This is a genomic window from Marinobacter sp. L-80, from assembly GCF_056859395.1.
Genome location: NZ_JBSXOI010000066.1, coordinates 105,603 through 115,908, shown reverse-complemented (window position 1 = coordinate 115,908; position 10,306 = coordinate 105,603). Strand labels below are relative to the sequence as shown.

The following is a 10,306-nucleotide window of genomic DNA, read 5'->3' as shown; positions in this document are numbered from 1 at the left end:
GCTGATAACCGTCTTGACTGACTGAATAGAGAGAATCGAGACTCTATTCGGCTGGATATTGTGGATACGTTCTCGGGCCGAACTGTGATTCGACGCGGCGGGGTCACTTGCTCAAAACACTTCTGCCGCGCAGACTCCTAGCTCGAACCCGGGAGGGTTCTTTCTACCCTGCCAATCGGCCAATAAAAAACCCCAGCATTTCTGCTGGGGTTTTGTATTGGCGGAGAGGGAGGGATTCGAACCCTCGAAACGCTATTAACGTTTACACACTTTCCAGGCGTGCGCCTTCAGCCACTCGGCCACCTCTCCAATAAACTGTTTCAAATCAGCAACGTCGTCGCTCATTTGAGGGCGCAAACTTTAATGGTTTTACGGGCGCTTGGCAACTCCCCCGGGGAAAATCGTCAAAAAAATTCGGGCGAGACGGGTTTTCTCTTTACCGGTTGAGCAGATTCAGGACTATCGTTAGTACAACGCCAAGTATAATCATCCAGTTTGTGGGGAGAGACTATTCATGCTGATGAAAGCCGAGCAATCGACGCTGTTGCTCATCGATGTCCAGGAAAAGCTGATGCCGGCCATTAGCCATGGCGACGAGGTGGTGGACCGCTGCATCGTGCTGGCCACCATTGCCGGACTCATGGAAGTTCCTGTGCTGGGCACCGAGCAGCTGCCGGACAAGCTGGGACATAATGTTGAAGCGGTCCGGGAGCTCTGCAACCAGACCCTGGCCAAGCACCATTTTGATGCCTGCCCCGATGGGCTCGTTGACCAGTTGCCGGAGGGCCGGCAGCACATTGTAATCGGTGGCTGCGAGACCCATGTGTGTATGATGCAAACCGCCCTTAGCCTGCTGGATGCTGGTTACAAGGTATGGGTGGTGGCCGATGCTACCGGCTCACGCAACGAGTTTGACCGGGACGTCGCTCTGGACCGCCTGAACGAGAGCGGCGCCAGGATTGTAACGCTTGAGATGGTGGCGTTTGAATGGATGCGTCATTGTAAACATCCGCAGTTCCGGAACATTCAGGCCCTGATCAAATAGAGGCATCCGGAAGGCTGGCGCCCACGTAACTAGTCACTTCAATTTCAGGTGGTTTTGAGGTTCGCAATGCTCAACATGGACTTTTCCAAGAAAGTCATCATCCGCACCGAAGAGCAGGATTGGGTGCCCAGCCCTGCCGGTGGTGTTTTGAGAAAGCCTCTTGCCCGCGAGGAAGCAGAGCGTGGCCATGCGACCAGCGTGGTCCGGTATGAGCCTGGTGCCTCCTTTAACCGACATGAGCACCCCCTGGGCGAAGAAATCTTCGTTCTCGATGGGGTGTTTTCCGACGAGACCGGCGACTACCCGGCCGGCACTTATCTACGGAACCCGCCAGGCAGTGGACACGCCCCTTTCAGCAAGGAAGGCTGCACGCTGCTGGTCAAGCTGCATCAGTTCGACGAACGCGATGGATCCACTGTACGCATAGATACGCGCACTACGCCGTGGCTGCCGGGTATAGGCGGGCTTGAGGTGATGCCGCTGCACGAATTCGAGCACGAGCATGTGGCCCTGGTGAAGTGGCCGGCCAATGAGGTTTTCCAACCCCATCGGCACTTCGGCGGAGAGGAGATATTTGTGCTGTCCGGTGAGTTTTGCGATGAACATGGTCGCTACCCGGCGGGCACCTGGATTCGGAGCCCCCACCTGAGCCAGCATCACCCGTTCGTGGACAAGGAAACAATCATCTGGGTAAAAACCGGCCACCTGCCGATCGAGACGCCATAAAAAAGGGCCCCGAAGGGCCCTGAAGTGGTCAAGAGATCGCTGTGTGTTGCCAGTTCTGCCTGCTGAACGCGTCGTTGCTTGCACCGTTAGATGCCGTATTGAAGAGCTCTTCTTCACCGGCAGGTATTGCAAACACGTGGTACGCCTCAGGGCCAAATGGATCCAGTGCGGTATCGAGGTATTCGAAGCTGTCAGGCACTGGTTCGCCCGAATAAGCGACTCGGAACTGCCGCTCAAGGGTTGGTGTGGTTACGTTCAGGGGCTGCTCCACCCAGAGGTAGACGGCCTTATGGGGCACGATGTATTCGCTGCGCACCACCCTGTAACCCTCTTTGAGCGTGAGCGTGGTCGGCTCTTTGCCCGGTTCCAGACGGAATTTGTGGATGGTCTTCATAGCTGCTGCTCCTCTTTGGTTTGCTGCCTTTCACAACTCCATAATGGACAGGAACAGAGTTCGATAAAATAAGCTTTTGTGAGCTTTTAAGATCGTTATTTTCGATGCAATCAGGCGTCACTATCACCCGTGTGGGCATCGACAATGGCACGGACGCCCTCATGGGCGGTTTTTCGGCCACGAGTGATGGCGAACAATTCATCCATGACGTCTTCAATTGAGGCAATCTGCTCTACCTCATACTGGCGGCAGACCTCCTCGCGGATTGAGGTTGGAGCAGCGAACACGCCATAGCCCTGGCTGCCAAATACCTTGATCAGGGCGCTGTCATCTACCCGGGCGACAAGTTTCATGCGAACCCCGTTCAGGGAAAACCAGTTCATCAGTCGCTCGAAATAGGGTGCATCCGTGGCGTTGGCCAGCAACGGTTGACCATTCAGGGATTCGGGAAACCCCTTTTTGAGCTTTCTTGCCAACTCTGGTGCGGCGAACAGGCTCATGCTGGATCCCGCCAGAGGGTGTACCGTGAGATTGCCGTCCTCCTGCAACCGTGGCACCCGGTCGGTCAGAACCAGATCCAGCTCCTTGCGTTTCAGGCTAAGCACAAGATCTTCGGTGCGCCCGGTTTGGCATTCAAGCTGGATGGACCGCTCGCCCGCCATCGCCGGCTGCAGCAGGTAGTAGGCAATCAGCTTGTGAATCGACGCGGAGACGCCGGCTCGCAGGGTCAGCGGGCGCTCGGAAGGATCAAGCCGCAGGGTTTCGGCAAGCTCACCGGTGAGGGCGAATATGTCGTCGGCGTAGCCGAGGATCAGCCGGCCGTAGTCTGTGAGGATCAGCTTGCGCCTTTCCCGGGAGAACAGGCGCCCACCCACTGAGGCTTCAAACGTGGCAAGCTGGCCACTGAGGGTCTGCGGCGCCAGTTCCAGGACTTCACTGGCTCGGGCGATCGAACCTTCCCGGCTGATCACCCAGAAATAGTAGAGATGGCGGAGGTTAAGCTGTTCCATTCCTTTGCCCTGCCCCCGATTCAGGATGGCCGCGGAATTTTGAGGATTTCACCGAAGGTGACGTATTCGCTTCCCCCGAGACGGCCGATCGGATCAATCGCAGCGCCATTGAAGGTCAGGCGATTCTTGTCATCGTAACGAGCTGCATCATCAGATACCCATACCCGGGTGACTTTTCCGAATACCAGTGACTGGGGCCCGGCACCGATTTCCTTGATGTCGTAGAGCTCGCAGGCAAAAGCCACGTGGCAGTCCTTGAGCCGAGGCAGGCTCGAGCCTTCAAAATCCAACAGCTCCAGATCAAGATTTTTCAGTTCGGATTCGCCATGGGGCAAGGTTCGCGAGGATTCTGTGACCGCCGCGGCGAGATCCCGGTGGGCGATGTGAATGACAAAATTCTTTCTCGCTTCAATGTTTACCCGGGTGTCTTTCGAAACGCCCTCCGCCGGTTTTTTACCAACGGAAATCATCAGCAACGGGGGATTGCTGGTGATCGGCGTAAAGAACGAGAACGGCGCCAGATTGTAGTCGCCATCCGGATTTTCACTCAGCACCCAGGCAACTGGCCTCGGAATCACTGTCTGGGTAAGGATGTGGTAGGCATCTTTCGGATCCATACCCTCGAAATCTATAAGCATTAGTCTCTCCCGTTAACGGCGGGCTCGGGCGCTCGGTCCCGCAACAGCCACAACGTCATCAACAACCCGTGAAGTATCAGGAAGGGCACTGCAACCATGACCAGGCCGCCCCAGCCGAGCCAGCTCAGAATGGCACCTGCAGACAGCGCGGCGGTAGCCTGGGAACCAAAGACCATGATGTCGTTCAGGCCCTGGACACGGAAGCGTTCTGCATCCCGGTAACCTCGGGGCAAAAGCGTTGTACCGCCAACAAACAGGAAATTCCAACCGATACCGAGCAACAACAGGGCGGAAAGGTAATGGTGAAAACTCACGCCACTGGCGGCCAGAGCAATGCAACCCAGATACGCCAGCAATCCCGCAGCCATCATCAGCGGTATGCCAATAACGCGGGTCAGCCAGCCGCTGATCAGCGACGGCAGGTACATGGCCATGATGTGGAGCTGGATGACGCGCTTGGCATCGTCCAGGTCATGCCCCGCCATCTCGGTCATGCTCAATGGCGTTGCCGTCATAATGAAACTCATGACCGCATAGCCAATGGCAGCAGCACTAATGGCGGCCCAGACCAGTGAATTCGACAGAATTTCCCGCAGCGGGCGTCCACCCCCTGGCCGTGATTCCTGTACCCGTTCCGCGCCCGCCCGATAGCCGGCGCCAAGGATCAACAGCGCCGCGCCCTGCACCACCGCCAGCGCAACCCAGCTGATCAGAAACGGATACTGCTCCGCGGCGCCGCTACCCAGGGCGGCCACTTCCGGCCCTAGCCAGGCCGCCACCAGGCCTCCCAGGAGCACACGAGCGGCGGCAGAGCCAGCCATCCCCGGTGCCACGGACTCCATGGCTGCAAACCGGTATTGGTGAACGACAGCAAGGCCGGTACCACCTACGACAGCCGCCAGACACAACAAAGAAAACAGACCGGTCCAGGACGCCGCCGCCCCCATCAGCCCCGCCACGATACCCATGATCGCGCCAAGCAGCATCACACGCTTGCGCCCGATGCGCTCCATCAACCAGGTGGCCGGTTTGATGGCGAGCACGGTGCCAACCACCACCAGACCCACCGGAAGCGTTGCGTATTCAGGGGCCGGAGCGAGCATTCGGCCCTGGATGCTGCCGATAAAAACGATGAAGGGCGCTGTGCACATGGCCAGCGCCTGGGCGGCAACCAGGACCCAGACATTGAGGGGCATGGACTACTTTTTCCTGTAGATGATTCCGGGATGGCACTGCACCATCTCGTAGAGATGGGGCAAACCGTTCAACGACTCGGAGGCACCCAGAACCAGATAGCCGCCCGGATTCAGGGTGGCGTGCATGCGGGTAAGAATGTCCTTTTTCAGATCCGCAGAGAAATAGATCAGAACATTCCGGCACATCACGATATCAAACTTACCGAGCATGTAACGCTCCAGCAAGTTCAATTCCTTGAACTCCACCATGCTCTTGATCTGCGGCTTGATCTGCCAGCCACCATTGAGGGACGGGGTAAAAAACTGCTTTTGTCGCTCCGGTGAAAGGCCCCGGCCAATGGCAATCATCTCGTACTCGCCCTTGCGGGCGACTTCGAGAACGCTTTTGGAGATATCAGTGGCAGTAATTTTCACATCGCGAAGCTTGCCGGGCCTTGCCCGCCGGAACTCCTCCACGATCATGGCGATGGAGTATGGTTCCTGGCCGGTTGAACAGGCCGCCGACCAGATCCGAAGAGGCTGGCCCGAACTGCGTTCAGCGAATTCAGGAAGCAGCTTTTCCTGAAGTATCCGGAAAGGATGATTGTCACGGAACCACAGCGTCTCATTGGTTGTCATCGCATCGATGACCACTTCCTTTAGGCCGCCCCGGCCGGGACGCTTGAGGCGCTCAAGGAGTTCACCCAGGGTGCTCAGGCTGTTCTCTTCGAGAATCCTGCGCAACCTGCTTTTTACCAGGTACTGTTTGTTCTCGCCCAGTAAAATCCCACAGGCATCCTGCAGGAACGATTTGAAGGCTTCATATTCCTGTGGCGTTATTTCCGCTTTCATTGGGTCTCTGTTCTGAGTGAATCTTTGAGCGGCTCCATCAACCCTGGTCGATGATTTCCATCACCCGCTCTGCCAGTTCGTCCGGACTGAACTTTGCCATAAAGTCGTCGGCCCCGACCTTTTTCACCATGGCCTGGTTGAACACACCGCTGAGTGAGGTGTGGAGCATAACAAACATATCTGCCAGGGCCGGGTCACTTTTCACCTTGGTAACCAGGGTATAGCCATCCATTTCCGGCATCTCGACATCGGAGATGATCAATGAGAAGTGATCTTTGGCCCGCGAACCGTCCGCCGTTATTTCTTTCAGATATTCGAATGCTTGCTTGCCGTCATTTTTCAGCACCACTTCCATGCCGATTGCGGTGAGACACCGCTGTATCTGGCGCCGGGCCACGGACGAATCATCCACCACCAACACGGGTAGATGTCCGGGCACGCGCTCCGCGCTCTTACTCAGGACGGCTTCGGTCACGTCCTCCGCAAGCGGAGAAACTTCTGAAAGAATCTTCTCCACATCAATGATTTCAATAAGCTTATCATCTATTTTCGTGACAGCGGTTAGATAGACATCCCTGCCGGCACCTTTGGGTGGCGGCAGGATTTCTTCCCAGTTCATGTTCATGATTCGCTCGACACCGCTCACCAGGAAACCCTGCGTTTTGCGATTGTATTCAGTGATGATGACGAAACTGGTGGAGAGCTCTTCTTGCGGGATACCGGGCAGACCGATTGCCATGCTCAGATCGATAATGGGGATAGTCTCGCCCCGGCTATGGGCTACGCCTCGAACGACCGGGCGGCTGTTGGGCAGGGAGAACAGCTTCGGACACTGCAGAACCTCTTTCACCTTGAACACGTTGATCCCGTAGATCTGACGCCCCCTGAGACGGAATAGAAGCAGCTCGAGGCGGTTCTTTCCGACCATCTGAGTGCGCTGGTTGACACTGTCCAAAACCCCTGCCATTTCGATTCTCCTGGCTTGCCGGAATTACAACGGCATATATCTTGCTGTTCACTGAATAATAGCCTGATCGACGGAAACCCGTCATATCAGGGGTGGGTCAGCCCATTTAACGGCCACTTTTACCGAATCCTTAGCCTGATTCGGGCTTTTCTGCCCTGTTGTTGACAGCATAGGACAAACTGATACGTATGCGCATCACGAATTTCGCCCTACTACTGCTAATGTCTGGCCTGAGCACGCCGCTCCTTGCTGGAACGACGGCCGAACAGATTCAGAAAGCGACCCTGGCGTTTCTGGACAGCTTTGCGTCTGAACAGGCCGAGCATGGCTACACCGTTTCCTTCGAACCCGGTTCCATCGACAGCCGCCTCGCTCTCGCCGAGTGCGAAAAGCCTTTGAGTGTAGAGTTCAGCGGGGATCCATGGAAAAGCACCAGCCCGTCGTTGCAGGTAGCCTGCGAAGGAACCCGTCCATGGCGAATGTTTGTCACCGCTTCAGTCTCTATCCATGGGCCAGCCCTGGTGGCAGCGAGGCCACTCACACGTGGAGAGCGAATAACCGAAGGGCTGCTTGCGAAACAGTCTGTTGAAATCAATTCATCCAGACGTGGCGTGATTACGGACTCGAAGCAGGCAATTGGCATGGAAGTGCGGCGCGCAGTGAATGCCGGCTCGCTCGTTACACCAGACATGCTTTCGGCCCCGAATGCGGTCGAACGGGGCGATCATGTTATCATCACCGCCAAAACCGGTGGATTTTCAGTACGTTCCCGGGGCAAAGCCCTGGCAAGCGCCAGCGTTGGCGAACAGGTTCTGGTTGAGAACCTGCGCTCATCGCGCACGATAAGAGCCAGCGTTGTCGCGCCGGGCCACGTGGAAATTCCGATGTGAGCCGCGTGCGGCAGAGGCTTGCCGGAGCGGCAAGTGAATGCCGCAAAACCGGTCGTAAACGCAGATGAAAAAAAGTGCTAAAAGTACTAAAGGTTTTCGCGGCGCCGCCGTTAAGAAGACATAAACTCGAGTAAGCGCCGCATTCGTGGCGCGACAGGCAAGCAGGTACAGATATGTCAGTTGACTTAAATGGAATTGGCCCCGGCCAGGTCAACACCCAGAGAACCACGGCCGACAAAAGCTCCGGCGCACAGAATACCCAGCCGGCATCCAACGAACAGGCGAAGACACAGGCCCAGGGGGCCCGTGGTGAGAACGTCAGCCTGAGCAATCAGGCCAAGAACCTGAAGCAGCTCGAACAAAAGCTGGGCGATTATCCGGATATGGATGACGACCGCATCGAGCAGATTCGTTCCGCCCTTGAAAATGGCACGTACAAGATTGACGCCGAGAAGCTGGCCCAGAAAATGCTTGAGATGGATGAAAGCATTTTCGGGTGAGTAGACCATGGCCGCAATTGATGATTTGAAGACCCTTCTTTCCCAGGATATCAGCCAGCTTGAAACACTGGCTGACGTTCTTGGCAAGGAAAAGACCTGCCTTGCGAATTCCGACCTCCGCCAGCTGGACGCCCTGACCAGAGAAAAGAACGATCTCCTCGGTGCAGTCCGCGAACGCGCCAAACAGAAAATCCGAACGCTCGTACAAATGGGATATCGCCCCGAAGGTGGCGAGCCTTCCCGCTTTATTCGCAGCGCCGGATTCTCGGATCTCTTCGAACTCTGGCAGGAAGCGGACCAGAAGCTGCGAACCTGTCAGACGCTGAACCAGACCAATGGTCGCGTGATCAGCCACTTGCAAAAGCGTTTGTCGAGACTCACCGATATTTTTCGCGGCGCCACCGGCCAGCAAAAGCTGTACGGTGCACAGGGTCAGCAGACCACGGTATCAAGCAGCACGGTGCTCGCCAGCGCCTGAGCCCGGACGCATGGCTCTGCCGAGCCATGCTTTCCACTTCATCGGGTGTAGATGGTCATCTGGGAGTCGGGATGAAACCGGATGTCGTGAATGCTCACGTTGCCCATTGAAGCTCCCTGGCCTCCCGTAACCCGTATATTGTCCATCCGGATTTCCTCGATGCGCTCAGGGAACGCCAGCATCAGGGCGCCATCTTCTCTTACCCGATAACGTGGCTCCCCTTCACGATAGTGCACGCCGGAAATGCTGAGATCTGAATCCAGAAAGTTCAGAACCGGCACGAAGATATTGGCGGAAAGCTTGAGACCTTCAATAACATCTGCGGATGCCTCGGTGCCTTGCTCCCCATTTCCTGCGGGGTTCTCCGCCATATTGCTGACAATACCAATGCGCTGCAGCAGGGTCGGATCGCCCTGACCCGAAATCGCCGCCAGCTCGGCTTCACTCATGAGGGCAAGATTGCCTCTCTCATAAAGTTCGCCGGCTTCCAGCGTTGCCTGTGACGCCTCGGCCGAATTGCTGGCCGCAAAGGTTACCAGGGGCTGGAATGGCAGCGTGACCGCTGTTACCAGGGCGGCAGCGTTGCGATAGCGGGACTGGTGCTTGAGGACACGATGCAGCTCCTTCTCGCTGATCCAGCCCGCCTGGATAAATACCTCACCCAGGCGCTGTCCGGTTTCGCGCTGAAGCCTGAGGCCTTCGTTGACCTGCCCCTCAGACAGATACCCACGATTGATAAGCAATCGCCCGAGGCGTGATTTCTCTTCAAATCCCTGACGGATTCTCACCCAGTGTCTCCTTTTAAACAGTGAAAACCGTACAACCCGGCCCGGCCAGTGTGATCCATGACTTCCGATATCGGGAAGGTTAGCCGATCACACAACGATGTGCGTGGATGCAGTGCCCGTTTTACCATCACCATCTGGTAAGATCTGGCACCTGATAACAGAATTCGCCGAATTGTCGCAGGAAACACACCTGCTAATAACACGGAGAACGGCTGCAAATGACAAACATGGTAAAACCCCTGAAAACTGTGACTCCCGTATTGCTTATGGCGTTCGCCCTGCTCATGCCGACTGCCGCGGTGCAGGCGCAAACCAATGAGCAGCCGGCCAGTGATCCACTTCCAAAGGTCCGCATGGTGACCAGTGAAGGCGCTATCGAGCTTCAGCTTCGCCCGGATGTTGCGCCCGAAACGGTCGACAATTTCCTGCAGTACGCCGAAGACGGTTTTTTCGACGGCACCATCTTCCATCGGGTTATACCCGGGTTCATGATCCAGGGCGGCGGTTTCACCCGGGATCTCTCCCGCAAGTCCACTCGGGCCCCTATCCGCAATGAAGCGAAAGAGACACTGCCGAACCTTCGTGGAACCATTGCGATGGCTCGCACCAGTGCGCCTGATTCCGCCACGTCCCAGTTCTTTATAAACCTTTCCGACAACGGGTTCCTGAACGCCAGAGTTCGCGGCCCGGGTTATGCGGTTTTTGGCAAGGTGATCGAGGGCATGGGCGTTGTCGATGCCATTGCCCGCAAACAGACCACCCGCAAACAGGGGATGGCCGATGTGCCGGTTGAACCTGTGATCATCGAAACCGTCACCGTGGTCGACCCCAAAGGCTGACACC

General features: G+C 56.5%; 13 protein-coding genes and 1 tRNA gene. 6 read left to right on the top strand and 8 right to left on the bottom strand.

Translation table 11 applies throughout. From position 1 onward, the window contains the following. Nucleotides 1-218 precede the first annotated feature (218 nt). Nucleotides 219-309: transfer RNA gene (locus AC13E3_RS10920), tRNA-Ser, on the bottom strand. Nucleotides 310-514: 205 nt separating this feature from the next. Between AC13E3_RS10920 and AC13E3_RS10915 the strand changes: the two genes are divergently transcribed. Together AC13E3_RS10915 and AC13E3_RS10910 are read left to right on the top strand one after the other, a co-directional pair. Beyond that, the gene (locus AC13E3_RS10915) at nucleotides 515-1,045 is read left to right on the top strand and encodes an isochorismatase family protein (RefSeq protein WP_008174446.1); all 531 of its coding nucleotides are present in this window, start codon (nucleotides 515-517) and stop codon (nucleotides 1,043-1,045) included. 66 nt (nucleotides 1,046-1,111) lie between these two features. Then, the gene (locus AC13E3_RS10910; protein ID WP_405419416.1) at nucleotides 1,112-1,771 is read left to right on the top strand and encodes a cupin domain-containing protein; all 660 of its coding nucleotides are present in this window, start codon (nucleotides 1,112-1,114) and stop codon (nucleotides 1,769-1,771) included. A 28-nt stretch (nucleotides 1,772-1,799) separates the two neighbouring features. Here the strand turns inward: AC13E3_RS10910 and AC13E3_RS10905 are convergent, their stop codons facing one another. The 6 genes from AC13E3_RS10905 to AC13E3_RS10880 form a co-directional block, all read right to left on the bottom strand. After that, on the bottom strand, nucleotides 1,800-2,165 hold the full coding sequence (locus AC13E3_RS10905) for a DUF7352 domain-containing protein (protein ID WP_104271048.1): 366 nt from the start codon (nucleotides 2,163-2,165) through the stop codon (nucleotides 1,800-1,802). Between the two features lie 110 nt (nucleotides 2,166-2,275). Then, complete coding sequence (locus AC13E3_RS10900; RefSeq protein WP_405419413.1) at nucleotides 2,276-3,175, bottom strand: LysR family transcriptional regulator; 900 nt, start codon at nucleotides 3,173-3,175, stop codon at nucleotides 2,276-2,278. Between the two features lie 20 nt (nucleotides 3,176-3,195). Further along, nucleotides 3,196-3,813, bottom strand: a complete 618-nt coding sequence (locus tag AC13E3_RS10895) for a flavin reductase family protein (protein ID WP_405419411.1) — start codon at nucleotides 3,811-3,813, stop codon at nucleotides 3,196-3,198. Continuing rightward, the gene (locus AC13E3_RS10890; RefSeq protein ID WP_405419408.1) at nucleotides 3,813-5,009 is read right to left on the bottom strand and encodes an MFS transporter; all 1,197 of its coding nucleotides are present in this window, start codon (nucleotides 5,007-5,009) and stop codon (nucleotides 3,813-3,815) included. Before AC13E3_RS10890 ends, AC13E3_RS10895 begins: the two co-directional genes overlap by 1 nt. Nucleotides 5,010-5,012: 3 nt before the next feature. Further along, complete coding sequence (locus AC13E3_RS10885) at nucleotides 5,013-5,840, bottom strand: CheR family methyltransferase (RefSeq protein ID WP_405419405.1); 828 nt, start codon at nucleotides 5,838-5,840, stop codon at nucleotides 5,013-5,015. 37 nt (nucleotides 5,841-5,877) lie between these two features. Next, nucleotides 5,878-6,807 carry a chemotaxis protein CheV gene (locus tag AC13E3_RS10880; protein ID WP_405419402.1) on the bottom strand — a complete coding sequence of 310 codons (930 nt, stop codon included), beginning with the start codon at nucleotides 6,805-6,807 and terminating at the stop codon, nucleotides 5,878-5,880. Between the two features lie 188 nt (nucleotides 6,808-6,995). Between AC13E3_RS10880 and flgA the strand changes: the two genes are divergently transcribed. The 3 genes from flgA (at nucleotide 6,996) to AC13E3_RS10865 (ending at nucleotide 8,675) form a co-directional block, all read left to right on the top strand. Continuing rightward, entirely contained in the window at nucleotides 6,996-7,697 is a 702-nt protein-coding gene (gene flgA / locus AC13E3_RS10875; protein ID WP_008174432.1) for a flagellar basal body P-ring formation chaperone FlgA, read from the top strand. 173 nt (nucleotides 7,698-7,870) lie between these two features. Then, nucleotides 7,871-8,197: a flagellar biosynthesis anti-sigma factor FlgM gene (flgM, locus tag AC13E3_RS10870; RefSeq protein ID WP_482902046.1), complete on the top strand. Its 327-nt coding sequence runs from the start codon at nucleotides 7,871-7,873 to the stop codon at nucleotides 8,195-8,197. Between the two features lie 7 nt (nucleotides 8,198-8,204). Next, nucleotides 8,205-8,675, top strand: coding sequence for a flagella synthesis protein FlgN (locus AC13E3_RS10865; RefSeq protein WP_482902045.1), 471 nt, complete (start codon nucleotides 8,205-8,207; stop codon nucleotides 8,673-8,675). Between the two features lie 38 nt (nucleotides 8,676-8,713). On the opposite strand, the gene AC13E3_RS10860 is transcribed toward AC13E3_RS10865, so the two are convergent. Beyond that, a complete protein-coding gene (locus tag AC13E3_RS10860; protein WP_014576942.1) occupies nucleotides 8,714-9,463 on the bottom strand; it encodes a cyclic di-GMP-binding domain-containing protein, MshE-related in 750 nt (249 codons plus the stop codon). 227 nt (nucleotides 9,464-9,690) lie between these two features. Here AC13E3_RS10860 and AC13E3_RS10855 point away from each other — a divergent pair, with 227 nt between their 5' ends. Then, entirely contained in the window at nucleotides 9,691-10,302 is a 612-nt protein-coding gene (locus AC13E3_RS10855) for a peptidylprolyl isomerase (protein WP_482902047.1), read from the top strand. Nucleotides 10,303-10,306 lie beyond the last annotated feature (4 nt).